Below are 24,495 nucleotides of genomic sequence, written 5' to 3'. Positions count from 1 at the left end.
GACGCTTGCCATGGTTTCGGCCATTCCCTGGAAAACTTTAGGCTCATTTATCAATGAACCTTGCGCGCGTCAGCGCTTGCCCTGCATGGAGCACAGTCTAGGGAACAGCCGCGGCAAGCGCCACATTCAGATGAACAGAGCGCCTTACATGGACACTTCCACCTGCCCCGGTGCCATGACCTGCGCCTTGATGACTCGTTGGGAGTTGAGGTTTTTCACCCGGATTTGCTCGCTCAGGCTGCCGTTTGACAGCGCTTCGCCCGGCATGCGCACGCTGAGGGTGCCGCTGCGGGCGGTTATCACCACTTGATCGCCCTTGCGAATGACTTCGGCCTGCTCGATGTTCACCAGGGTAATTACCTGGTCGGCGACCATTGGTCGGGTCAGTCGCTGGCCGATCGCCTGATCGAGGGAGGTCAGGTAGCCCTGGCTGATGAGGCTGATATCGCGCTCGCGCAGGATCACGTCTCCAGGTTCGACAATGGCGGCGCGGCGCAGTGGCCGGGCGCTGGTCACGACCTCGCGAAACAGGCGGACTTGAGCGGGTACGAACACTGTCCAGGGGGAAGTACCCTCGCAGCGAACCTTGACCGTGACCCGTCCCAGCGGCTTGGGACTCTCGAGCGTTGCTGTCAATTCCTTGTCGCACATGGGCATGTGCATGCGCGGATCGAGCGGGTTGACCTGGATCTCGTAGCGACCTTCCGTTTGACTGGTAGCCAGATAGTCTTCTACGGTGAATTCAAGAAAGCCCTGAGTGACGCCGATAAGCATGTCAGGCAAGGTAACCGCGTCAGCAAGGGCAGGGCTGCCAGCGTTGAACAGGCAAACAGCCGCCAGCACGCCGGGCAATTTGCGGTAGGGTGTGGTCAGGCGTCGAAAAAATGTCGGTTCTGTGTTCATAACGATTAAAAAAGCAAGCGCCGTGCCGTTTAGTGATGAAGGCGCGTCGCAACAACACTTGGCGTTGGTGTAGGAGTCTGGGCATGGCTGGTGTAATGGATTCGGTAAACCAGCGCACGCAACTGGTGGGGCAGAATCGCCTTGAGCTGTTGTTGTTCCGTCTCGACGGCCAGCAACTGTACGGGATCAACGTGTTCAAGGTTAGGGAGGTGCTGCAATGCCCCAAACTGACGCTGATGCCCAAATCCAGTCCTGTCGTGTGCGGCGTGGCGAACATCCGGGGGGCGACCATTCCGATCCTTGATCTGGCGATGGCGACCGGCTCCGGCGCGTTGAAGGACAAGAACAACCCCTTCGTGATCATCACGGAGTACAACACCAAGACCCAGGGGTTCCTGGTCCGTTCGGTGGAGCGCATCGTCAACATGAACTGGGAGGAGATCCATCCGCCGCCCAAGGGCACCGGGCGCGATCACTACCTGACGGCGGTGACGCGGGTCGACAATCAGTTGGTCGAAATCATCGACGTCGAAAAGGTGCTGGCGGAAGTGGCTCCGACGCCGGAAGCGATTTCCGTTGGTGTGGTGGATGTCGAAACCCAGCACAAGGCGCTTTCGTTGCGCGTGCTGACGGTCGACGACTCGTCGGTGGCGCGCAAGCAGGTCACGCGTTGCCTGCAAACGGTCGGCGTCGAAGTGGTGGCGTTGAACGACGGTCGGCAAGCGCTGGACTACCTGCGCAAACTGGTCGACGAGGGCAAGAAGCCGGAAGAAGAGTTCCTGATGATGATCTCCGACATCGAGATGCCGGAGATGGACGGGTACACGCTGACGGCGGAAATCCGCAACGACCCGCGCATGCAAAAGCTTCATATCATCCTGCATACTTCGTTGTCGGGGGTATTCAATCAGGCGATGGTCAAGAAGGTCGGTGCCGATGACTTCCTGGCCAAATTCCGTCCTGATGACCTGGCATCCCGGGTAGTCGACCGGATCAAGGCAGCAGATATCAGCTAGAGGCCCGTGCCCCTGGCAGTCAACACGATTTAAGAGGCGGCATCATTGTCTACGGGTAATTTGGATTTCGAACAGTTCCGGGTATTCCTGGAAAAAGCCTGTGGCATTTTGCTCGGTGAAAACAAGCAGTACCTGGTCTCCAGCCGTCTCAACAAACTGATGGAACAGCAAGGCATCAAGTCTTTGGGCGAACTGGTTCAGCGCATGCAGACCCAGCCGCGCAGCGGTTTGCGCGAGCAGGTGGTGGACGCCATGACCACCAACGAAACCCTGTGGTTTCGTGACACCTACCCGTTTGAAGTCTTGAAGAACAAGGTACTGCCCGAAGCGATCAAGGCCAGTCCCGGCCAGCGCCTGCGCATCTGGTCGGCGGCGTGCTCGTCGGGCCAGGAGCCGTATTCGCTGTCGATGTCCATCGACGAATTCGAGCGGGTCAACATGGGCCAGTTGCGGATGGGCGTGCAGATTGTTGCCACCGACCTGTCCGGTACCATGCTGAACAACTGCAAGACCGGCGAGTACGATAGCCTGGCCATCGGCCGCGGTCTTTCGCCCGAGCGCCTGCAGCGTTATTTTGACCCGAAAGGGCCGGGGCGCTGGGCGATCAAGGCGCCTATCAAAAGCCGTGTGGAGTTCCGTTCATTCAACCTGCTGGACAGCTACGCGAGCCTCGGCAAGTTCGACATCGTGTTCTGCCGCAACGTACTGATCTACTTTTCCGCCGAGGTGAAGAAGGACATCCTGTTGCGCATCCACAGCACGTTGAAGCCGGGCGGTTACCTGTTCCTCGGTGCTTCCGAAGCGCTGAACGGTTTGCCGGATCATTACCAGATGGTCCAGTGCAGCCCGGGGATCATTTACCAGGCGAAGTGATGCAAAAGCGCCGCGCATAAAAATGGGAGTCCTCCGGGACTCCTTTTTTATGCGCGGCGCTTTTGCATCACGTAGGAGCTGTCGCAGGCTGCGATCTTTTGATCTTGATCTTGAAAAGCAAAATCAAAAGATCGCAGCCTTCGGCAGCTCCTACAGGGGGGAGTGTGCGTAGGACAAGCGGCAGAAAAGCGGCATCCGGCGGAAAACCGTTGCCGCTTTTCTGGCATTGCCGCGTTGCCATGGCCGGCAAAGCCCCGGTTTCCGGGTTTTTTTGAATTGGCATGGGGCTTGCTAAGTTGATCCTACGAAAAATCAGGTCACCCGAAGGTTTCCCGACATGAGCATCAGCTTCGATAAAGCGCTCGGTATCCACGAACAAGCCCTGGGCTTCCGCGCCCAGCGTGCCGAAGTCCTGGCCAACAACATCACCAACGCCGATACCCCGAACTACAAGGCTCGGGATCTGGACTTCTCGAAAGTGCTCGCCGAGCAGAACGAGAAAACCAAAGGCGGCACCTTCGCCTTGAACATGACCAACAACCGTCATATCGAAGCTGAGGGCCTGGGCAATGGCGACGAGTCGTTGCTGTATCGCACGCCGATGCAACCGTCGATCGACCAGAACACCGTGGACGCCCAGCTTGAACAATCAGCGTACGCGGAAAACGCGATCGGTTTCCAGGCCAGCTTCACCCTGCTCAACAGCAAATTCAAAGGGCTGGTGTCAGCCCTGCGCGGAGAGTAAGCCATGTCTCTATCCAGTGTTTTCAACATTGCCGGTAGCGGCATGAGTGCGCAGACCACGCGTTTGAACACCGTCGCTTCGAACATTGCCAACGCCGAGACCGTCTCGTCGAGCATCGACCAGACCTACCGTGCGCGTCACCCGGTATTCGCCACCATGTTCCAGGGCGGGCAGAGCGGCGGCAGCGATTCGTTGTTCCAGAGCCAGGACGCCGCCGGTCAGGGTGTTCAGGTGCTGGGTGTAGTTGAAGACCAGAGCAACCTCGAGGCGCGCTACGAGCCGAATCATCCGGCGGCCGATGCCAAGGGTTACGTCTACTACCCGAACGTCAACGTGGTGGAGGAAATGGCCGACATGATTTCCGCGAGCCGTTCGTTCCAGACCAACGCCGAAATGATGAACACCGCCAAAACCATGATGCAGAAGGTCCTGACCCTCGGTCAGTGATAAGGGGCGACTCAGATGAGTGTTACCGATTCCACCAGTGGTTTGAGCCTCAACGACATCCTGGCCAACTCTTCGATCAAGACCACCACCACGACTGACGGCCTCGCGTCGGCCACCGGCAGCGCCACGGGCAGCAAGGCCCTGGGCAAGGATGCGTTCCTGCAGTTGCTGGTTACGCAGTTGAAAAACCAGAACCCGCTGGAACCCCAGGACAACGGCGAGTTTGTCGCTCAGTTGGCGCAATTCAGCAGCCTGGAAGGCATCACCACGCTCAACGATACGGTGACCGGCCTGGCCAGCAACTACAACTCGTCCCAGGCCCTGCAGGCGTCGTCGCTGGTGGGCCGTTCGGTCATCGCTCCGGGCGACAAGGCCGTAGTCGATACCACCAAGAGCCTCAGCGGCACGGTAGTCGTGCCGTCTTCAGTGGCGTCCGCCACCCTGAAGATCACCGACTCGGCCGGCAAGACCGTGCGCACCATCGACCTCGGTTCGCAGAAAGCCGGCAACGCCAGCTTCATCTGGGATGGCAAGAACGATGCGGGTGAGACGGTAGCCGCTGGCACCTACACCTTCGGTGCCACGACCACCATCGATGGCAAGTCCGTCGCGTTGATCACTAATCTGCCGGCGACCGTCAACAGTGTGACCATCAGCCAGACCGGTGGTGAGTTGATGCTCAATCTGGCCGGGCTGGGCAGCATTGCCCTGTCCAAAGTACAAACCATTGGTATGTAGAGCCGACTAACACGGCATAAAGGAGTGGATGATGTCTTTTAATATCGGCCTTAGCGGTCTCTATGCAGCCAACAAACAACTGGACGTGACCGGCAACAACATCGCCAACGTCGCGACCACCGGTTTCAAATCGTCCCGTGCAGAATTCGAAGACGTGTACTCGGCGACCCGCCTGGGCACCGGCAGCAAGACCGTCGGCAACGGCGTGCGCCTGGCTAACGTTTCCCAGCAGTTCGGCCAGGGCGACGTGAGCAACACCGGCAACGTGCTCGACATGGGTATCCAGGGCAACGGTTTCTTCGTACTGAGCAACAACGGTTCGTTGACCTACAGCCGTGCCGGTACGTTCAAGACCGATAAGGAAGGCTACGTCACCAACAGCGACGGCACTGCCCGTCTGCAAGGTTACGGCGTGGACTCCAACGGCAAGATCGTCAATGGCGTGCTGACCGACCTGCGGATCGACACCTCCAACCTGGCGCCGAAGTCCACCAGCACCGTGTCGTCGACGATCAACCTGAACTCCACCTCGGCGGTGATCGACCAGACGGTTGCGGCGAACAAGTTCGACCCGTCCAAGACCGAGACCTTTACCAAGTCGTTCAGTACTCCGATCTACGATACGCAGGGTAACCAGCACACCATGGATCAATACATGGTCAAGACTGGCGCGAACACCTGGGACACCTACACCCTGATCGATGGCCGCAATCCCGATGGCAGTGATCCAACCGTCACTGATCCGATCGCTTCGACCATGTCGTTCGACTCCACCGGTAAACTGACCTCGGTGAGCACGCCAGTGACGCCGCCAACCACGCCACCGACTTCGGTGATCAGCAGTGACCTGAAAATCACCAACTGGACCCCGGGCAGTGTCACCAATGGCGTCTGGACAGCCAACGGTGCCGCAGCCGATCCTGCAGGTCTGACTATCGCCATGGCCAACACCACCCAGTTCAACGCCGACACCGCGCGTTCGATTCCGGCGCAGAACGGTTACGCCACGGGCCAGATCACCAACTTGACCATTGATGGCAGTGGTGTGCTGCTGGCCAACTTCAGCAACAACCAGACCAAGCCGATCGGCCAGATTTCCCTGGCCAGCTTCACCAACGAGCAAGGCCTGCAGCCGGTAGGCGGCACCAGCTGGAAAGAAACCTACGCGTCGGGCATTCCGGGCTACGATGCGCCGGAGACCGGTACCCTGGGTTCGATCGTTTCCAACTCCCTGGAAGAGTCCAACGTCAACCTGACCAACGAACTGGTCGACCTGATCAAGGCACAGAGCAACTACCAGGCGAACGCCAAGACCATCTCCACCCAGAGCACCATCATGCAGACCATCATTCAGATGACTTGATGCTGGATTGAGCTGTGCAAGGAGCCCCTCGAAAGAGGGGCTTTTTTGTGGCCTGAGGTTTTATGCTGGATGTGATGGCCTCTTCGCGGGCAAGCCCGCTCCCACAGTTGATCGTGTTTATCTGGAAAGACTCGGTCCCCTGTGGGAGCGGGCTTGCTCCGGGCGGCGTTCCGACGAAAGCGTCAGATCAGTCACCCATTTCCTCGAGGCAAAAGAAAACCCCCGACCCGCCAGAGGCTGATCGGGGGTTTCGAGTAAGCGCCTTGCGGCGCTCACGGGCTCAGCTTATTGGCAAGCTTCGCAATCCGGCTCGTCGATGGCGCAAGCCTTTGGCACTGGAGCGGGACCTGCAGGAGCCGCCAGAACCGAGTCGTCACCGTGGTTGCCGCCGCTGGAAACAGCGTTCAGCTTGCCGGTGTTGATGGTCGACTTCTCGGTGCTGGTCGCGGCCAGGGCACGGAGGTAGTAAGTGGTTTTCAGGCCACGGTACCAAGCCATGCGGTAGGTCACGTCCAGCTTCTTGCCCGATGCGCCGGCGATGTACAGGTTCAGCGACTGAGCCTGGTCGATCCACTTCTGACGACGGCTGGCGGCGTCGACGATCCACTTGGTGTCCACTTCGAAGGCAGTCGCGTAGAGCTCTTTGAGTTCTTGCGGGATGCGCTCGATCTGCTGCACCGAACCGTCGTAGTACTTCAGGTCGTTGATCATGACCGAGTCCCACAGGCCGCGAGCTTTCAGGTCGCGAACCAGGTACGGGTTGATCACGGTGAATTCGCCCGACAGGTTCGATTTCACATACAGGTTCTGGTAGGTCGGTTCGATCGACTGCGAGACGCCGGTGATGTTGGCGATGGTCGCGGTCGGTGCGATGGCCATGATGTTGGAGTTACGAATGCCTTTCTGTACACGGGCGCGAACCGGTGCCCAGTCCAGGGATTCGTTCAGGTCGACATCGATGTACTTCTGGCCACGGGCCTCGATCAGGATCTGTTGCGAATCCAGCGGCAGGATGCCTTTGGACCACAGCGAACCCTGGAACGTCTCGTAGGCGCCGCGCTCGTCAGCCAGGTCGCAGGAAGCCTGGATCGCGTAGTAGCTGACCGCTTCCATCGACTTGTCGGCGAACTCGACGGCAGCGTCGGAACCGTAAGGGATGTGCTGCAGGTACAAAGCGTCCTGGAAGCCCATGATGCCCAGGCCGACCGGACGGTGCTTGAAGTTGGAGTTCTTCGCTTGCGGCACCGAGTAGTAGTTGATGTCGATCACGTTATCGAGCATGCGCACGGCGGTGTTCACGGTGCGTTGCAGCTTGGCGGTGTCCAGCTTGCCGTCGACGATGTGGTTTGGCAGGTTGATCGAGCCCAGGTTGCAAACGGCGATCTCGTCCTTGTTGGTGTTCAAGGTGATCTCGGTGCACAGGTTCGAGCTGTGGACCACGCCCACGTGCTGCTGCGGGCTGCGCAGGTTGCACGGGTCCTTGAAGGTCAGCCATGGGTGGCCGGTTTCGAACAGCATGGACAGCATCTTGCGCCACAGGTCTTTGGCCTGGATGGTCTTGAACAGCTTGACCTTGCCTGGGTACTCGGTGAGGGCTTCGTAGTACTCGTAGCGCTCTTCGAAGGCTTTACCGGTCAGGTCGTGCAGGTCCGGTACTTCGGATGGCGAGAACAGGGTCCACTTGCCGTCGTCGAAGACACGCTTCATGAACAGGTCAGGGATCCAGTTGGCGGTGTTCATGTCGTGGGTACGACGACGGTCATCACCGGTGTTCTTGCGCAGTTCGATGAACTCTTCGATGTCCATGTGCCAGGTTTCCAGGTAGGCACACACAGCGCCTTTGCGCTTGCCACCCTGGTTAACGGCAACGGCGGTGTCGTTGACGACTTTCAGGAACGGCACGACGCCCTGGGACTTGCCGTTGGTGCCCTTGATGTACGAACCCAGCGCACGAACCGGTGTCCAGTCGTTGCCCAGGCCGCCAGCGAATTTCGACAGCATGGCGTTGTCGTGGATCGCATGGTAGATGCCCGACAGGTCATCCGGCACGGTGGTCAGGTAGCAGCTCGACAGCTGTGGACGCAGGGTACCGGCGTTGAACAGGGTCGGGGTCGAAGCCATGTAGTCGAATGACGACAGCAGGTTGTAGAACTCGATCGCGCGGTCTTCTTTTTGCTTCTCTTCGATCGCCAGGCCCATGGCCACGCGCATGAAGAAGATCTGCGGCAGTTCGAAACGCACGCCATCCTTGTGGATGAAGTAACGGTCGTACAGGGTTTGCAGGCCCAGGTAGGTGAATTGCTGGTCGCGCTCGTGGTTGATCGCCTTGCCCAGTTTTTCCAGGTCGAAGGAGGCCAGCACAGGGTTCAGCAGTTCGAACTCGATACCTTTGGAGATGTAGGCCGGCAGCGCTTTGGCGTACAGGTCGGCCATCTCGTGGTGAGTGGCGCTCTCGGCCACACCGAGGAAGCCCAGGCCTTCGCCGCGCAAGGTGTCCATCAGCAGGCGCGCGGTCACGAACGAGTAGTTCGGCTCGCGTTCAACCAGGGTACGGGCAGTCATTACCAGGGCGGTGTTGACGTCGTTCAGGGCCACGCCGTCGTACAGGTTCTTCAGGGTTTCGCGCTGGATCAGGTCGCCGTCGACTTCTTCCAGGCCTTCGCACGCTTCGGTGACGATGGTGTTCAGGCGACCCATGTCCAGCGGCGCCAGGCTGCCGTCGGCACGGGTGATGCGGATCGACGGGTGAGCGTTGACCGCTTCTTCGGCCGGTGCGTGGGCAGCGCGTTCTTTCGAACGACCGTCACGGTAGATCACGTAGTCGCGAGCCACTTTCTGTTCGCCGGCACGCATCAGGGCCAGTTCGACCTGGTCCTGGATTTCTTCGATGTGGATAGTGCCGCCCGATGGCATGCGACGCTTGAAGGTCGCGGTGACCTGTTCGGTCAGGCGGGCAACGGTGTCGTGGATTCGCGACGAGGCAGCAGCGGTGCCGCCTTCAACTGCGAGGAACGCTTTGGTGATGGCGACGGTGATCTTGTCATCGGTGTAGGGAACGACAGTGCCGTTACGCTTGATCACACGCAGCTGACCTGGCGCGGTGGCGGACAGATCCGAATTCGAATCGGCGGCCTGCGGCAAGGTGCCCTGCGGGTTCTCGCGAGTTGTGTCGGTTTGCATGGGGGGGTGTCTCCACATTCTCTATGTTTGTTTGGGCACCATCACGGTGCCCACCGTTCCGTCCTGAAGCACTACAACCGGCGAGAGCCGGGCATAACAACTTCGGGACAGTAGGAAAAAGGCTAATGAGGCCGTCCTTGCCGAAGTCTTTGGCTACGAGCCTGGGCTCGAAACCGGATTCCTTTCGGGGGTGTCAGTCATGACTGCAACACCCGTACCGTTTTGGCCGCTCTGGCCTGAAAAAACGGTGCCATCCGCCAGTGCGGTTTGGGCTTGTAAGTTCACGCTTGGTTCAACCATAAACAGGCAATAAAGCGCTTGAGTTTCTGGTCTGAAATGTGGTTGGGCTTTTTAGTCAAAACCCTACATGTAGGGTTTTTTTGCGCCGGGGTACAAGATAATGCGTTTTATGGGGGGGTGCAACATACTGCTTGTGGATAAACCTGTGCGTAAATTGTGTGTGAAAGAGGGAATCGGCGTGTAGGCCGCGACCTTGCTGGATCGAAGCTTTTTTCAGCGAATTTCAACGGGTGAAAACGCCAGGTCAGATTTTTAAGGGCGCGAACCCTACCACAAAAAACCCTGTTGTCCGAACGCATTTACCCGCTTGTGTTCTCGACGGGTGGCGTTTATACAATCGGCCCAGCGTGTATACATATTTATCCCCCCGAATCATTACAAAAAGACGGGCGGATCCTTCCTTATTAGTGTTTTTGGCAAGCAGAGGTCACCCGTGGAGCAAGAAGCCTGGCAGGTATTGATTGTGGAGGACGACCAGCGACTGGCCGAACTGACCCGCGATTACCTGGAAGCCAATGGCCTGCGTGTATTGATCGAAGGCAATGGTGCGCTCGCGGCGAATCGCATCATCAAGGAACAACCGGACCTGGTGATCCTCGACCTGATGCTCCCCGGTGAAGATGGTCTGAGCATTTGCCGCAAGGTCCGCGCCTGCTATGACGGCCCGATCCTGATGCTCACCGCCCGCACTGATGATACCGACCAGATTCTCGGCCTGGACCTGGGGGCTGACGACTACGTCTGCAAACCGGTACGCCCGCGCCTGTTGCTGGCGCGCATCCAGGCGCTGCTGCGCCGTAGTGAAGCGCCCGAGGTCGCCCCGGAAAAACAGCGGCGTCTACAGTTCGGTCCGCTGATCGTCGACAACGCCTTGCGCGAAGCCTGGTTGCAGGGCAACGGCATCGAGTTGACCAGCGCCGAATTCGACCTGCTCTGGCTATTGGTGGCCAATGCCGGGCGCATTCTCTCAAGGGAAGAGATCTTCACCGCGCTGCGGGGCATCGGCTATGACGGTCAGGACCGCTCCATTGATGTGCGCATCTCGCGCATCCGCCCGAAGATCGGCGATGACCCGGAGCATCCACGGCTGATAAAGACCGTGCGCAGCAAGGGCTATCTGTTCGTTCCCGAGGCTTGCGTAGATCCGTCCCTGTGAACTCGATCTTCCTGCGTATCTATGGCGGCATGTGCGCCGCGCTGATTCTGGTGGCGGTGCTCGGTGTGCTGGCGTTGCACCTGCTCAATGAGGTGCGCAGCGAGCAATACCGCGAGCGCCTGGCCCACGGCACGTTCTCGCTGATGGCCGACAACCTGCAACCGATGAACCAGACTGAGCGCCACCGGGCCTTGCTGGTGTGGGAGCGGCTGCTGGGGATTCCGCTGGCGCTGAAAACCTTTGCCGAGACCGACCTCGACCTGACCCAGCGCACCCGTGTGTTGCGCGGCCAGGCATTGGTGGAGCAGACCGGGCCGCACGCGGCGAAGGTCTACAAGCTGGTCAGCGACAAGGAACAGTTGATGCTCACCGGGGAGGTGCAGCAGATCAGCGAGCAACTGGCCCGGGCGACCATCTACCTGTTGACCGATGAGCTGGTGCGCACCCCGGTCGCCGACCAGCCCTTGCGCCTGGCGCAATTGAAGGAAAGCAAGGGCTTCGGCTTCGACTTGCGCCTGGTCACGGTTGACCAGGCGGACATGGACGAAGACCAGAGCCGCCGGGTATCCGAGGGTGACACGGTGATGGCGCTGGGCAAGGGGGGCGATTCGATCCGGGTGTTTGCCGGCATGGTCGGCACGCCGTGGGTCCTGGAAATCGGCCCGCTGTATCAGATGAATCCTTATCCGCCGGAGTGGCTGGTGCTGATCGCTGCGCTGGGCCTGACGTTGATCGGTTTGATCGTCTATCTGCTTGTGCGCCAGCTCGAGCGACGCTTGCGTGGCCTGGAGGCCGCCGCCACGCGCATTGCCAAGGGCAGCCTGGAAACCCGCGTACCTGCTCGCGGTGCGGATTCGGTGGGGCGGCTGGCCTCGGCGTTTAACGGCATGGCCGAACACCTGCAGCAGTTGCTGGCGATCCAGCGTGAACTGGTGCGCGCGGTGTCCCACGAATTGCGTACGCCGGTGGCACGCCTGCGCTTTGGCCTGGAAATGATCGGCTCGGCCAGCACGCCGCAAGCCCTGGAAAAATACTGCCAGGGCATGGACCACGACATCGAGGACCTCGACCGGCTGGTGGACGAGATGCTGACCTACGCGCGGTTGGAACAGGGCTCGCCGGCGCTGAACTTTCAGCGGATCGATCTGGATGCCTTGGTCGACCAGGTGATCGAAGAACTGGCGCCGTTGCGCGCGGACGTCACGGTGCAACGCGGGTTATGCCTGTCGGCCGCCGACAACGACGACGCCTGGGTCGAGGCTGAGCCGCGCTACTTGCATCGGGCGATCCAGAACCTGGTGACTAATGCCATGCGCCACGCGCAATCACGGGTGACCATCAGCTATCAGGTGGGGCAGCAGCGATGCCGGGTAGATATCGAGGATGACGGGCCGGGCGTGCCGGAGTCGGCGTGGGAGAAGATCTTTACGCCGTTCCTGCGTCTCGACGACAGCCGCACCCGCGCGTCTGGAGGCCATGGGTTAGGCCTGTCCATTGTGCGACGGATCATCCATTGGCATGACGGTCGCGCGTTGATCGGCAAGAGCAAGAGCCTGGGCGGGGCGTGCTTCAGCCTGAGCTGGCCGCGTAATCAGGAGAAGCGTTGAGCCTTGTGTTGTCTGTTGCTGCCCCATCGCGAGCAAGCTCGCTCCCACAAGGATTTGTGGCGTGACATAGATCCAGTGTGGGAGCGAGCTTGCTCGCGATGGGGCCCGAACAGGCGCCAATAAACCTCAGGCCCTGATGCTGACCAGACTCAACAGCTGCCCATCCTTGACCCCGAACTGCGCATCCAGTTCGGTGCCATTGCGCCATTCGCTGGACAAGTCCGTGAGCAATCGCAACCGCACCTCGCCCGATTCACGCCACTCCAGCACTTCGGCGTGTTCGAAATAAAAGCGTTGCTGAACGATCGGATACAGCGCCTTGAACAGGCTTTCCTTGACCGAGAACGTCAGGGTGACCAGCAACGCCCGTTGATCGTGATCGCCCGCCGTCATGCGCTGTAGCTCCGGCGGATTGAGGATTTCCCCGGCCAGGCGTTCGGCCCGTTCGGCATTGAGCAGGTTTTCCAGGTCCATGCCCAGGCCGCGCCAATGGCTTTTGTTCGCCACGATCGCCGCGGCCCGGCCAGTGCTGTGGGTGATCGAGCCCGTGATATGACCAGGCCAGACCGGTGCCCGGTCTTCGCCGATGGCCGGAATGAAACTCAAGCCTTCCAGTCGCTGTAGCGCGGCCCGGGCGCACACTCGCCCGGCGAGAAACTCCGCCTGCCGTTTGGCCACCGAGCGCTGGATGCTCGCCGGCACTTCTACAGCGCTGCGCTGAAAGTCATCGCTGGCCAGTCGGGCGCTATCGAAGTGAGTACTCAGCAGGACCGTATCGGGCAGCACAAACGGCAGCGGCCAATGGTCATCGAGGGGTGTGCAGCAGGTGGGCAGGGCGGGGGTTGGATTCATATCAGGCATTTTGCCGGGTTGGCTTGAGGCTGGGTAGTGCAAAGCTTCTGACGAATTGGTAGTCGGCGCCGGACTTGTCCTTTGCAGGGTCGGATCTCCTGTTGAAACGTGTCGAAACATTCGGATGAGGGCGGTTCAGCCCAGGTTCAGAGTGCGTTCAGGGGGAGTTCAGGGCGCGGTGCGTAACCTTGCCCCGTACCCAAAAAACAAACGGCACATGAGGAAACTCCCCAATGACTGGATTCAAAAAACTGCTTCTGGCATTCACGGTTCTGGGCGCAAGCACCGCAGCTTTCGCATCCGACGACAACTTCGCCAGCCTTACTCTTGGACAGACCAGCGACAAGGTCAAAAAATCCCACGCCCTGAACGACAACCTCAATCACCCGAACGCCGATGGCGTAATCGGCAAGGACACCACCTGGGGTGTTCGTCTGGGCCAGCAAAATACCAAGGGCCGCTACTACGCCACTTACGACAATGTGTCGGGCACCCACAACGGCATTAAGCTGCGTCAGGAAAACCTTCTGGGCAGCTACGATCTGTTCTACCCGGTAAGCGGCACCACCAGGCTGTTCGGTGGCGCCACGGCCGGCCTGACAAAAATGACTCAGGAGTCTCCAGGCTTCAGCCGCGACAGCGATATCGGCTACGCAATCGGTGGCCAGGTGGGTGTGCTGCAACAGGTTTCGCAGAACACCTCGGTTGAACTGGGTTACCGTTACCTGCGCAGCAACGCGAGTACCGAGATGAGTGAGCGCGGCGGCAGCAAACAGGGTTCGCTGGACCTGACCAGCAGCGCCCAGACTTACCTGTCCGCCAACTACGCTTTCTGACAAGCGTTCCATGAACGGCCTGCGCCGGATCAGTCCGAATGACTGATCCGGCGTTGCCATGTTAGCTATTGAGGTGCGACGTTGCGCCTCTGGAGATGTTGATTTGCCCGGGAGAGCAATATGAAATTGCTGGTCGTCGAAGATGAAGCGCTGCTGCGTCATCACCTGCAAACCCGCCTGACGGAGAGCGGCCATGTGGTCGAGTCCGTGGCCAACGCCGAGGAAGCGCTGTACCAGACCGCGCAGTTCAACTTTGACCTGGCGGTGATCGACCTCGGTCTGCCGGGCATGAGCGGGCTCGACCTTATCCGCCAGTTGCGCTCAAGTGGCAAGAGCTTCCCGATCCTGATCCTCACCGCGCGCGGCAACTGGCAGGACAAGGTCGAAGGCCTGGCCGCCGGCGCCGATGATTACCTGGTCAAGCCGTTTCAGTTCGAAGAACTGGAGGCCCGCCTGAATGCCTTGCTGCGGCGCTCCAGCGGTTTCACCCAGTCGACCATCGTCGCTGGCCCCTTACTGCTGGACCTGAACCGCAAGCAAGCTTCCCTCGACGATCAGCCATTGGCATTGACCGCGTATGAGTACCGCATTCTCGAATACCTGATGCGCCATCATCAGCAAGTGGTGCCCAAGGATCGCTTGATGGAGCAGCTCTATCCGGACGACGACGAGCGTGATCCGAATGTGATCGAGGTGCTGGTCGGCCGTCTGCGCCGCAAACTGGAGGGGCCGGGCGGGTTCAAGCCGATCGACACCGTGCGTGGCCTGGGTTATCTGTTCAACGAGCGTTGCACTTGATCCGTTCGCTGCGCATACGCTTGATGCTCGCCGCCACGCTGTTGGCGGTGTTGTTCATGCTGGCGTTGCTGCCGGCGATGCAAGGCGCCTTCAGCCTGGCGCTGCAGGACTCCATCGAGCAGCGCCTGGCATCCGACGTGACCACGCTGATCTCGGCCGCCCGGGTGGAGAACAACAGCCTGCAGATGCCGGCGCAACTGCCCGACGAGCGCTTCAACCTCACCGACAGTCGATTGCTCGGCTACATCTATGACCGTGAAGGGCATCTGGTCTGGCGTTCGAAGGCGACCCAGGAAGAACGCATCAACTACAAGCCACGCTACGACGGACGTGGCAGCGAGTTTGCGCGGATCCGCGAAGCCAATGGCCAGGAGTTCTTCGTCTACGACGTCGAGGTCAAGTTGCTCGGGGGCAAAAGTGCAGCCTTCAGCATCGTGGCGTTGCAGCCGGTTCGCGAGTACGAACTGACCCTCGAAGGCCTGCGGGAAAATCTCTATCTGGGGTTTGGCGCGGCACTGCTGGTGCTGCTGGCGTTGCTGTGGATTGGTCTGACCTGGGGCTTGCAGGCATTGCGGCGCTTGAGCCAGGAACTGGACCAGATCGAAGGTGGCACCCGCGAAAGCCTCAGTGAGGAACATCCCCGGGAATTGCTGCGCTTGACCGGTTCCCTCAACCGTTTGCTGCACAGCGAACGTGAGCAGCGCAGTCGCTACCGCGATTCCCTCGACGACCTGGCCCATAGCCTGAAAACGCCGCTGGCGGTGTTGCAAGGCGTCAGTGAAGACATGGCCCAGCGTCCCGAGGATCGCGATCAGGCCTGGGTGCTGCAAGCCCAGATCGAACGCATGAGCCAGCAGATCAGCTACCAGTTGCAGCGCGCCAGCCTGCGAAAAAGCGGCCTGGTACGCCATCAGGTGCACTTGCGACCGGTACTGAAAAGCCTGTGCGACACGCTGGACAAGGTCTATCGCGACAAGCGCGTGCATGTCGCGTTCGACTTGCCCGATCCGTGCTATGTGCCGATCGAGCAGGGCGCTCTGCTGGAGATGATGGGCAACCTGCTGGAAAACGCCTATCGCCTGTGCCTGTGCGAAATACGCATCAGCGTGCGTGAAACCCTCAGTGGTACCGAGTTGTGTGTCGAGGACGACGGCCCTGGCGTACCACAGGATCAGCGCGCACGGATTCTCGAGCGCGGAGAGCGCCTGGACCGCCAGCACCCGGGGCAGGGCATCGGCCTGGCGGTGGTCAAGGACATCATCGAGAGCTACAGCGCCAAGCTGACCCTGGGGGATTCACCGATGGGCGGGGCGGTGTTCAGGATTCACTTTCCGGCAGTTTGAACGGGTATTTGATAGCGGTCTTTTACGGCCGCTAAAGGCATCAATCGTTAAACGACCGGCAACAAAGTTTTGTTGGCGTTCAGCCGCTTGGTGGCAGGTAATAGGCTTCGCCTCATTGACAACATGCACACGCAAAGCCTGTGTTGGTGCATGAGTGGATATGGGCTGAAGCGTTCCATGCCATCAAAGGAGATAAAAATGGAAAGGAAGAAAGTTTGGCTGACGTTTGACGACGGTCCTCGGCAAATCCAGACCGACACCGTGCTCGAAACTCTGGCGCAGTTTGATATCAAGGCAACGTTTTTTGTTGTTGGCAATCTGGTTGCCAGGCATGGCGAGCGTATCAAGCGCATCCTCTGCGAAGGACACCGGATCGGTAATCACACTTACGATCATCTAAGGCTGGTTGGCCAGGACAAAGACACCATCATCGATCAAATCAAAATGACGGAGCAGGCACTGGCTCCCTACCAGCAGCCGGACCTGATCATGAGGCCGCCTTATGGCGCTCACGATGCGATGGTCGATCGCACTGTCGCCGAGTTGGGGTACCGGCAGGTTCTGTGGAGCGTGGATACCCTGGACTGGAACAGCAACTACCAACCGGGAGGCTGGGTATCCCATGGTGTTGAGCAAATAAGGAAAAGAAAGAACTCCATTGTGCTGATGCATGACATACACGCGACCACGGCCAACAATCTTGGCCGGTTCATCGAACAGGTAAACCAGCTAGGCGATGTGGACTTCGAATCACCGGCCACACTGGCGATTCCACCGGTCAGTCAGTTGAATATGTATGTGGTTGTAAAGGGCGATACATTGTCCAAAATTGCCAGAGAGTTTTATGGTGATGCTGCCAAGTACCCACTGATCTTCAATGCGAACAGGTCGGTGCTGGAGCATCCGGATAAAATTTACCCTGGCTTGTCGCTGATCATCCCGCCTCAGGAGTAAGCGTCCGCAAAACCTGGACGGGGTATTTCCGAGTGCGCTTGGGAGGACGCTAGTGATCACTGCGCAACGCGGGTGCTGAAACTTAGCTCTCCTGCGCCCGATAAGCCCCCGGCGTCAGCCCCGTCCACTTCTTGAACGCCCGGTGAAACGCCGACGGCTCGGAAAACCCCAACTGCTCGGCGATCTGTTGCAACGACAGGTCCGCGCGGCTCAGATGATAAATCGCGATGTCCCGGCGCAACTGGTCCTTCAATTCCTGAAAGCTCGAACCCTCTTCCCGCAAATGCCGGCGCAAGGTCTGTGGGCTGATGTGCAGATGGGCGGCTACGGCTTCCAGGTCGGGCCAGTGTGAACTGTCGCGACTGAGCAAGCGCCGCAGGCGGCTGCTCAAGCTGTCGCCATCGTCGGGGCGCGAGAGCAGGTCGGCGGGGGAGCGCTCAAGGAAATGCTTGAGGGTGCGTTCGTCCTGCAACAGCGGCATGGCCAGGTAGCGGCTGTGAAACAACAGGCTGCTCTGGGGCCTGGAAAACTCAAGCGGACAGGAAAACAACAGGTCGTATTCGGCGCCATGTTCGGGGCGGGGGTAGCTGAACGTGGCCTGTTCCAGGCGAATGCGCTGGCCGATCAGCCAGCTGCCGAAACGGTGCCAGATCACCAGCAGGCTTTCGCTGAGGAAATGATCCGGGTCCCAGAGTTGCGAGTCGTCCAGGCTCAGGCGCACCCATTCATCTTCACGGCTCAAGGTCAAACGCGGAGCCCCGGGGAATAGGCTATAAAACAATAAGCCGCGATGGAGTGCCTTATCCAGGTTGCGGCAGTGAATCACGGCATGGCACATCATCGCGAAGCTGCCCGGCCTGCTTGGGGCTTGCCCGAACCCCAGGTACTCGTCGTCCAGCGCCAGCCATAAGGCCTGGATCAGTTGGGTGAATTGCTCCGGAGCGATGCGTGCCCGGGGCTCGTCCAGCAACTCGGGGCTGATTCCCAGTTGCTGTAGCAGGCTTGAATAGTCGTAGCCGTGCCGACGCGCCCCCCCAAGGGCGGCGCGGGCGAAATGACTGGCGATGGTGCGTTCGCGCATGGCAGCAGATCTGACCGTTGATCGACGGATGGTAGCTGTGCACCGCGGGCGTGAACAGGGCGGATATCCGCCAAATAGCAGGACGACTTTTAATGGAAGGGCGGAAATCCGCCACATGCTTGTAACCGTCCGGTGTCAGGGAATTCGCTGCAACCCCGCAGATCAAAAGGCTTGCAGGGATTTTGCGGAAGGTGGCACGGGCCTTGCGATACATCGTGCAGATGCCTGCCGTTGCGCAGCTCGAAAAAACAAATCCCTCCAGTGCAGGAGGGTTCGCAATTGCGGTGTTGCGGGCAACAGATGGATGTTGTCACCTGGCACCCTTGAGGAACTTTGCAATGACGACTCGTCAGCCACTGTACAAATCCCTGTATTTCCAGGTGATCGTTGCAATTGTCATCGGTATCGCGCTCGGTCACTTCTACCCTCAGCTCGGTGTGGCCGTGAAGCCACTGGGTGACGGGTTCATCAAGCTGATCAAAATGATCATCGCCCCGATCATCTTCTGTACCGTTGTCAGCGGTATCGCTGGTATGCAGGACATGAAATCGGTCGGCAAGACCGGTGGTTACGCGCTGCTGTACTTCGAGATCGTTTCGACCATCGCCCTGCTGGTCGGTCTGGTCGTGGTCAACATCGTGCAGCCGGGCAATGGCATGCACATCGACGTTGCCACCCTCGATGCCTCCAAGATTGCCACTTATGTTGCAGCCGGTGCTGACCAAAGCGTCGTCGGCTTCCTGCTGAACGTGATACCGGCCACTATCGTCGGCGCCTTCGCCACCGGTGACATCCTGCAAGTGCTGATGTTCTCGGTGATCTTCGGTTTCGCCCTGCATCGCCTGGGTGCCTACGGCAAGCCGCTGCTGGACTTCATCGATCGCTTCGCCCACGTGATGTTCAACATCATCAACATGATCATGAAGCTCGCGCCAATCGGTGCCTTCGGTGCGATGGCCTTCACCATCGGTGCCTACGGTGTCGGCTCGCTGGTGCAACTGGGTCAGTTGATGGCGTGCTTCTACATCACGTGCCTGCTGTTCATCCTGATCGTGCTGGGCTCCATCGCCCGCTTGCATGGCTTCAGCGTGCTGAAAATGATCCGCTACATCCGTGAGGAACTGCTGATCGTGCTGGGTACTTCTTCTTCGGAGTCGGTACTGCCACGCATGCTGATCAAGATGGAGCGTCTGGGCGCGCAAAAATCTGTCGTGGGTCTGGTGATCCCGACTGGCTACTCGTTCAACCTTGACGGTACCGCCATCTACCTGACCATGGCCGCGGTGTTCATTGCCCAGGCAACCGATACGCACATGGACATCACGCACCAGATCACCCTGCTGGTGGTGTTGCTGCTGTCGTCCAAGGGCGCTGCGGGCGTAACCGGTAGCGGTTTCATTGTACTGGCTGCCACCCTGTCTGCCGTGGGCCACTTGCCGGTTGCCGGCCTGGCGCTGATCCTCGGCATCGATCGCTTCATGTCCGAAGCCCGTGCCCTGACCAACCTGATCGGCAACGCCGTTGCCACTGTCGTTGTGGCCAAGTGGGTCAATGAACTGGACACCGACGTACTGCAAGCCGAGCTGGCTTCGGGCGGTCGCGGCATTGCCGACGAGCCTAAAGACGATGTACTGGGCCACGTCGAAGAGGTAGCCCCGGTTAACGCCAAGTAAGCCTTGTTGTAATGAAAAACCCGCTTCGGCGGGTTTTTTCATGCCCGGTGTTTGAGCGTAACGGTCACTGCACGTGGCATATAAGGTGATTGCTGCAAAGCGATCAGCTGCCTAGGCTGTGGGCATCGTCAAGGGAGAACGTTCATGCTCGGTCCACTGGCATCACTCAAGGTTCTGGATTTCTCGACACTGCTGCCGGGGCCGTTCGCTTCGTTGCTGCTGGCGGACATGGGCGCCGAAGTGCTGCGCATCGAATCACCGACCCGCATGGATCTGCTGCGGGTGTTGCCGCCCCACGATCAAGGCGTGTCAGCCAGTCATGCCTACCTCAACCGCAACAAGCGCAGCCTCGCCCTGGACCTCAAGCAACCTGAGGCACTGGAGGTGATCAGGTCGTTGCTGCAGGACTACGACATTGTGCTCGAGCAGTTCCGCCCGGGCGTCATGGAGCGTCTGGGCCTGGGTTACGAAGCCCTGAAGGCGATCAATCCGAAATTGATTTATGTGTCGATCACCGGCTATGGCCAGACCGGTCCCTACAAGGACCGCGCCGGCCATGACATCAACTACCTGGCCCTGTCCGGGCTGGCGAGTTATACCGGCCGTGCCGACTCTGGGCCGCTGCCGTTGGGCATGCAGGTGGCGGATGTCGCCGGTGGTTCGTTGCACGGGGTGATTGGCTTGCTGGCGGCGGTCATTGCCCGGCAGCAAACCGGTCAGGGTCAGCACCTGGATGTCAGCATGACCGACTGTGCGTTCAGCCTGAATGCGATGGCGGGTGCCGGGTATCTGGCCTGTGGCGTCGAGCCGGGACCGGAAAATCAGGTGCTCAACGGCGGCAGTTTCTACGATTACTACCGCTCCCGGGATGGGCGCTGGCTGTCGGTGGGCAGCCTTGAGCCGGCCTTCATGAAACAGTTGTGTACGGCGTTGGGGCTGGAGGAGTTGGCCGGCCTTGGCCTGTCACCGCAACCGGCGCAGCAGAAACAGCTTAAAGACGCGCTGAAGGTCGAATTCGAAAAACATGACTTCGCCGAATTGTGCGCGCTGTTCGCCGAATTGGATGCTTGTGTCGAACCGGTGTTGAGCCTGGGAGAAGCGCTGTGTCATCCGCAGTTGCAGGCGCGGGAGTTGGTGGCCAAAGTGCCCCGTGGCGATGGCTCGTCCCAGGCGCAGATGGCTTGTCCGCTGAAGTTTTCGCAAGGGTTGCCTGAGCCCCGGTATATTGGCGCGGCGCTGGGGCAGCATACGGACCAGGTGTTGGGGGAGTTGGGGTTCAGTGCTGAGCGGATCGAACAGTTGCGTCGGGTCAAGGTGATTCTTTAGTGCCTGTCAGGCCGCCATCGCGAGCAAGCTCGCTCCCACAGGGGATCTGTGGCGTGACACAAACTCAATGTGGGAGCGAGCTTGCTCGCGATGAGGCCAGTGCAGTCACCAAAAAAACAACTACTCGACCCGCATTTCCCCACTGAACACCAGGGTATTACGACACCGCCGGCACAGGTACCGCCGTCCCTGCCGAACCAGGCTGTGGCGCTGGGCCGAAAACGGGAAGTCGCTGTCGGCGCACGGGCACTTGTAGATGTAGCGGGTCACGCTGCGGCGTTTGACATCATAGGTGTGGCAGCGGTTGGGCGGCAGTTCGTACACGCCGCGCATGATCAATTGCCACTCTTCGCCATGGGGCTGGATGCGGTCACCGAACAGCTGGTGGGCGATCAGGTGCGCGACTTCATGGGCCACGGTCTGCTTGAGGAAATCTTCGGTGTTTTCCCGGTACAGCTGCGGGTTGAAGCGCAGCAGGTTCTCGTGCAAATGCGCGACACCGGCTTTTTGCCCGCGCAGCTTGAGGCTCACCACGGGGCGCTTGAAAGGTCGTTTGAAAAAGGATTCGGCTAGTTGGAAACAGTCTTCGACGCGGGTATTGAGTTGCTCGGGCATGCTTGATGGATCTCCAGAGCGCTCAAGTATGCCGCAACCCTCGGACCTTGCGAATCGCCAGGTTGCCGAATGGTCGTGTGCGTTCTCGTTGCTGAAGAATGAAAAGGCCGCCTTGCGGCGGCCTTTGTCGGCAGTTCCGATGTTCAGTGATGAGCGTTTAGCTGGTGTAGACCGGGCCCACGCCGAGTCCCCAGACAATGACGGTGAACGCCATGATGGCGACCAGCACCACCAGGCCTACGGCGAGCACCGAGCTTGAAAACAGGAAGCCCTCGTCAGATGGAATGTTCATGAACGTCGGCAAGCCCACGTACAGCAAGTACACCGTGTAGCAGATGGCGGCGGTACCGATGATCATCCCCAGCCACAAGTGCGGGTACAAGGCGGCGAGACCACCGATGAACAGCGGTGTAGCGGTGTAGGTGGCAAACGCAATGCAGCGGGCCAGGCTTGGGTTGGCGTCATAGGTGCGGGCCATCCAGTGGATGAACGCGCCCATTACCGCGACACCGCCGAGCATCGCCAGGTACGACATGATCGTCATCCATATCGCGCTTTCTACGGTCAGCATGACGGGAGGTCGGTTGCCGATGACCCAGCCGACCTGTGTGGTGCCAATAAAGGCAGACACTGCGGGAATCGCCGCCAGGATCAGTGTATGGGTCAGGTACATGTGGCTGATGCTTTCCTCCTGGTCGCCACGGATTTCCTTCCATTCTTGGTCAGGGTGGGTGAAGAGCCCCACTACGTGATGGATCATGCCAGTCACTCCTCTTGTTTTTACCGTCGCCCCCCAGCGGAGCGCCTACGGGCCAATGCGGCCAAGTAAGTCATAGGTCTGAATGTGTATGTGACCTTATGTCGCAGTATAGGGAGGAGTTTCCCCAGAGGGAGTAGGGGCTTTAGAGCAAATCGCGCTGTAAACGCAGTTGTTAATCGCCGCCGGGTCTGTGGCGAACGGCCCTTTTGGCCAGGCACTTCGCCCCTGAGGCGTTTTTGCGTAAAATGCCGGCCTTTCGTCACACCTCACGGATTTCGCGTCATGGGCACTCTCACGGTCAACCAGAACAAACTGCAAAAGCGCCTTCGCCGACTGGCCGGCGAGGCGGTTGCCGATTTCAACATGATTGAAGACGGTGACAAGGTCATGGTCTGCCTGTCAGGTGGCAAGGACAGCTACACCATGCTCGATGTGCTGATGCACTTGCAGAAGGTCGCGCCGATCAAGTTCGAGATCGTGGCCGTGAACATGGACCAGAAGCAGCCGGGCTTCCCGGAGCACGTGCTGCCGGCCTACCTCAAGGAACTGGGGATCGAGTACCACATCGTCGAGAAAGACACTTACTCGGTGGTCAAGGAGCTGATTCCGGAAGGCAAGACCACCTGCTCGCTGTGCTCGCGCCTGCGTCGCGGCACGCTCTACACCTTCGCCGATGAAATCGGCGCGACCAAGATGGCTCTCGGTCACCACCGCGACGACATTGTCGAAACGTTCTTCCTGAACATGTTCTTCAACGGTTCGCTCAAGGCCATGCCACCGAAGCTGCGCGCCGACGATGGTCGTAACGTGGTGATTCGTCCGCTGGCCTACTGCAACGAAAAAGACATCCAGGCCTACTCGGACTTCAAGCAATTCCCGATCATCCCGTGCAACCTCTGCGGTTCCCAGGAGAACCTGCAGCGTCAGGTGGTCAAGGAAATGCTGCTGGACTGGGAACGCAAGACTCCGGGTCGTACCGAAAGCATTTTCCGCAGCCTGCAGAACGTGATCCCGTCGCAACTGGCGGATCGCAACCTGTTCGACTTTACCAGTCTGAAGATCGACGAAAGCGCCGCATCGCGCTTCGTCAATGTCGTCAACCTCTGATCTAGCTGTGGGAGCAGGCTTGCTCGCGAAATCGGTGTGTCTTCAGCATTGATGTTGGCTGACACTACGTCTTCGCGAGCAAGCCCGCTCCCACAAGGTTTTTCGTTTACCTCAGGAGAGGGCATGCGCGACTACAAGTGGCTGAACGAGTATTGCTTGAACCGCTTCGGTTCGGCGGCTGAACTGGAAGCCCATCTGCCCGTTCCCAAGACCCCGGCGCAACTGCGCAAGATCAGCGACGATCGCTACCTCTCGACGATGGCGTTGCGGGTATTCCGTGCCGGGCTCAAGCACAGCCTGGTGGATGCCAAGTGGCCGGCCTTCGAAGAAGTGTTCTTCAGGTTCGACCCGGAAAAAGTCGTGCTGATGAGCGCCGAGCACCTTGAGCGCCTGATGCAGGACACGCGGATCATACGTCACTTGGGCAAGCTCAAGAGCGTGCCGCGCAATGCGCAGTTCATACTGGACGTGGCCCATGAAAAGGGCAGTTTCGGTGCGCTGATCGCCGATTGGCCGGTGACCGATATCGTCGGGCTCTGGACCTTCCTGAAAAAGCGCGGACATCAGTTGGGCGGGCTGTCAGCCCCGCGCTTCCTGCGCATGATCGGCAAGGACACCTTTGTACCGAGCTATGACGTGGTGGCGGCATTGAATGCGCAGGACATCATCGACAAGGTTCCGAGCAGTCTGCGCGACCTGGCGTTGGTGCAGGACGTGTTCAACCAGTGGCATGAGGAAAGTGGCGGGCGGCCGATGAGCCAGATTTCGATGATGCTGGCTTATACCGTCAATCATTGAGACCGAGTTGCCCCCTTCGCGAGC

General features: G+C 59.5%; 22 protein-coding genes. 16 read left to right on the top strand and 6 right to left on the bottom strand.

Features of this window, described 5'->3' with window-relative positions; all coding sequences use genetic code 11:
* Positions 1 to 144: 144 nt before the first annotated feature.
* On the bottom strand, positions 145 to 903 hold the full coding sequence (flgA, locus tag AB4O40_RS10600; RefSeq protein WP_056728063.1) for a flagellar basal body P-ring formation chaperone FlgA: 759 nt from the start codon (positions 901 to 903) through the stop codon (positions 145 to 147).
* Between the two features lie 83 nt (positions 904 to 986).
* On the opposite strand from flgA, the gene AB4O40_RS10595 reads away from it, so the two are divergent.
* The 6 genes from AB4O40_RS10595 to flgE all read left to right on the top strand — a co-directional run bounded on the left by AB4O40_RS10595 (position 987) and on the right by flgE (position 6,085).
* A complete protein-coding gene (locus AB4O40_RS10595) occupies positions 987 to 1,919 on the top strand; it encodes a chemotaxis protein CheV (RefSeq protein WP_007980130.1) in 933 nt (310 codons plus the stop codon).
* A gap of 45 nt (positions 1,920 to 1,964) precedes the next feature.
* Positions 1,965 to 2,792 carry a protein-glutamate O-methyltransferase CheR gene (gene cheR, locus AB4O40_RS10590; protein WP_007980127.1) on the top strand — a complete coding sequence of 276 codons (828 nt, stop codon included), beginning with the start codon at positions 1,965 to 1,967 and terminating at the stop codon, positions 2,790 to 2,792.
* A gap of 337 nt (positions 2,793 to 3,129) precedes the next feature.
* Positions 3,130 to 3,537 (top strand): flagellar basal body rod protein FlgB, encoded by a 408-nt coding sequence (gene flgB / locus AB4O40_RS10585; protein WP_056728058.1) that lies wholly within the window; start codon positions 3,130 to 3,132, stop codon positions 3,535 to 3,537.
* A 3-nt stretch (positions 3,538 to 3,540) separates the two neighbouring features.
* Complete coding sequence (flgC, locus tag AB4O40_RS10580; RefSeq protein WP_007980123.1) at positions 3,541 to 3,984, top strand: flagellar basal body rod protein FlgC; 444 nt, start codon at positions 3,541 to 3,543, stop codon at positions 3,982 to 3,984.
* A gap of 15 nt (positions 3,985 to 3,999) precedes the next feature.
* Positions 4,000 to 4,722, top strand: coding sequence for a flagellar hook assembly protein FlgD (flgD, locus tag AB4O40_RS10575; protein ID WP_056728055.1), 723 nt, complete (start codon positions 4,000 to 4,002; stop codon positions 4,720 to 4,722).
* A gap of 31 nt (positions 4,723 to 4,753) precedes the next feature.
* Complete coding sequence (flgE, locus tag AB4O40_RS10570) at positions 4,754 to 6,085, top strand: flagellar hook protein FlgE (protein ID WP_317850363.1); 1,332 nt, start codon at positions 4,754 to 4,756, stop codon at positions 6,083 to 6,085.
* A 285-nt stretch (positions 6,086 to 6,370) separates the two neighbouring features.
* Here the strand turns inward: flgE and AB4O40_RS10565 are convergent, their stop codons facing one another.
* Positions 6,371 to 9,265 carry a ribonucleoside-diphosphate reductase subunit alpha gene (locus AB4O40_RS10565; protein ID WP_056728050.1) on the bottom strand — a complete coding sequence of 965 codons (2,895 nt, stop codon included), beginning with the start codon at positions 9,263 to 9,265 and terminating at the stop codon, positions 6,371 to 6,373.
* A 733-nt stretch (positions 9,266 to 9,998) separates the two neighbouring features.
* Between AB4O40_RS10565 and AB4O40_RS10560 the strand changes: the two genes are divergently transcribed.
* Both AB4O40_RS10560 and AB4O40_RS10555 read left to right on the top strand, forming a co-directional pair.
* Complete coding sequence (locus tag AB4O40_RS10560) at positions 9,999 to 10,721, top strand: winged helix-turn-helix domain-containing protein (protein WP_460054645.1); 723 nt, start codon at positions 9,999 to 10,001, stop codon at positions 10,719 to 10,721.
* Complete coding sequence (locus AB4O40_RS10555) at positions 10,718 to 12,328, top strand: ATP-binding protein (protein WP_056728045.1); 1,611 nt, start codon at positions 10,718 to 10,720, stop codon at positions 12,326 to 12,328. Before AB4O40_RS10560 ends, AB4O40_RS10555 begins: the two co-directional genes overlap by 4 nt.
* Before the next feature lie 126 nt (positions 12,329 to 12,454).
* Here AB4O40_RS10555 and AB4O40_RS10550 read toward each other — a convergent pair whose 3' ends face one another.
* Positions 12,455 to 13,180: a 4'-phosphopantetheinyl transferase family protein gene (locus tag AB4O40_RS10550; RefSeq protein ID WP_223541043.1), complete on the bottom strand. Its 726-nt coding sequence runs from the start codon at positions 13,178 to 13,180 to the stop codon at positions 12,455 to 12,457.
* A 233-nt stretch (positions 13,181 to 13,413) separates the two neighbouring features.
* Here AB4O40_RS10550 and AB4O40_RS10545 point away from each other — a divergent pair, with 233 nt between their 5' ends.
* The 4 genes from AB4O40_RS10545 (at position 13,414) to AB4O40_RS10530 (ending at position 17,111) form a co-directional block, all read left to right on the top strand.
* Positions 13,414 to 14,016 carry a hypothetical protein gene (locus AB4O40_RS10545; protein WP_056728041.1) on the top strand — a complete coding sequence of 201 codons (603 nt, stop codon included), beginning with the start codon at positions 13,414 to 13,416 and terminating at the stop codon, positions 14,014 to 14,016.
* Between the two features lie 120 nt (positions 14,017 to 14,136).
* The gene (locus AB4O40_RS10540) at positions 14,137 to 14,814 is read left to right on the top strand and encodes a response regulator transcription factor (protein WP_056728039.1); all 678 of its coding nucleotides are present in this window, start codon (positions 14,137 to 14,139) and stop codon (positions 14,812 to 14,814) included.
* A complete protein-coding gene (locus AB4O40_RS10535; RefSeq protein WP_056728037.1) occupies positions 14,811 to 16,157 on the top strand; it encodes an ATP-binding protein in 1,347 nt (448 codons plus the stop codon). Before AB4O40_RS10540 ends, AB4O40_RS10535 begins: the two co-directional genes overlap by 4 nt.
* Positions 16,158 to 16,355: 198 nt before the next feature.
* A complete protein-coding gene (locus tag AB4O40_RS10530; RefSeq protein ID WP_056728035.1) occupies positions 16,356 to 17,111 on the top strand; it encodes a polysaccharide deacetylase family protein in 756 nt (251 codons plus the stop codon).
* 82 nt (positions 17,112 to 17,193) lie between these two features.
* Here the strand turns inward: AB4O40_RS10530 and AB4O40_RS10525 are convergent, their stop codons facing one another.
* Positions 17,194 to 18,192: an AraC family transcriptional regulator gene (locus AB4O40_RS10525; RefSeq protein ID WP_056728033.1), complete on the bottom strand. Its 999-nt coding sequence runs from the start codon at positions 18,190 to 18,192 to the stop codon at positions 17,194 to 17,196.
* Between the two features lie 338 nt (positions 18,193 to 18,530).
* Here AB4O40_RS10525 and AB4O40_RS10520 point away from each other — a divergent pair, with 338 nt between their 5' ends.
* Positions 18,531 to 19,865 (top strand): dicarboxylate/amino acid:cation symporter, encoded by a 1,335-nt coding sequence (locus tag AB4O40_RS10520; protein WP_056728032.1) that lies wholly within the window; start codon positions 18,531 to 18,533, stop codon positions 19,863 to 19,865.
* A 144-nt stretch (positions 19,866 to 20,009) separates the two neighbouring features.
* Positions 20,010 to 21,191 carry a CaiB/BaiF CoA transferase family protein gene (locus tag AB4O40_RS10515; RefSeq protein WP_056728029.1) on the top strand — a complete coding sequence of 394 codons (1,182 nt, stop codon included), beginning with the start codon at positions 20,010 to 20,012 and terminating at the stop codon, positions 21,189 to 21,191.
* A 120-nt stretch (positions 21,192 to 21,311) separates the two neighbouring features.
* On the opposite strand, the gene AB4O40_RS10510 is transcribed toward AB4O40_RS10515, so the two are convergent.
* Both AB4O40_RS10510 and AB4O40_RS10505 read right to left on the bottom strand, forming a co-directional pair.
* The gene (locus AB4O40_RS10510; protein ID WP_046043022.1) at positions 21,312 to 21,806 is read right to left on the bottom strand and encodes a SprT family zinc-dependent metalloprotease; all 495 of its coding nucleotides are present in this window, start codon (positions 21,804 to 21,806) and stop codon (positions 21,312 to 21,314) included.
* A gap of 157 nt (positions 21,807 to 21,963) precedes the next feature.
* On the bottom strand, positions 21,964 to 22,566 hold the full coding sequence (locus tag AB4O40_RS10505; protein ID WP_056728028.1) for a Yip1 family protein: 603 nt from the start codon (positions 22,564 to 22,566) through the stop codon (positions 21,964 to 21,966).
* A 282-nt stretch (positions 22,567 to 22,848) separates the two neighbouring features.
* Here AB4O40_RS10505 and ttcA point away from each other — a divergent pair, with 282 nt between their 5' ends.
* Positions 22,849 to 23,673: a tRNA 2-thiocytidine(32) synthetase TtcA gene (gene ttcA / locus AB4O40_RS10500; protein ID WP_008051493.1), complete on the top strand. Its 825-nt coding sequence runs from the start codon at positions 22,849 to 22,851 to the stop codon at positions 23,671 to 23,673.
* 123 nt (positions 23,674 to 23,796) lie between these two features.
* Positions 23,797 to 24,471, top strand: coding sequence for a DNA-3-methyladenine glycosylase I (locus tag AB4O40_RS10495; RefSeq protein WP_056728025.1), 675 nt, complete (start codon positions 23,797 to 23,799; stop codon positions 24,469 to 24,471).
* The last annotated feature ends 24 nt before the right edge of the window (positions 24,472 to 24,495 follow it).

It is taken from the genome of Pseudomonas sp. S2_F07 (assembly GCF_054668325.1).
The sequence above is the reverse complement of the archived record's forward strand: the minus strand, read 5'-3'. Positions and strand labels throughout refer to the sequence as shown.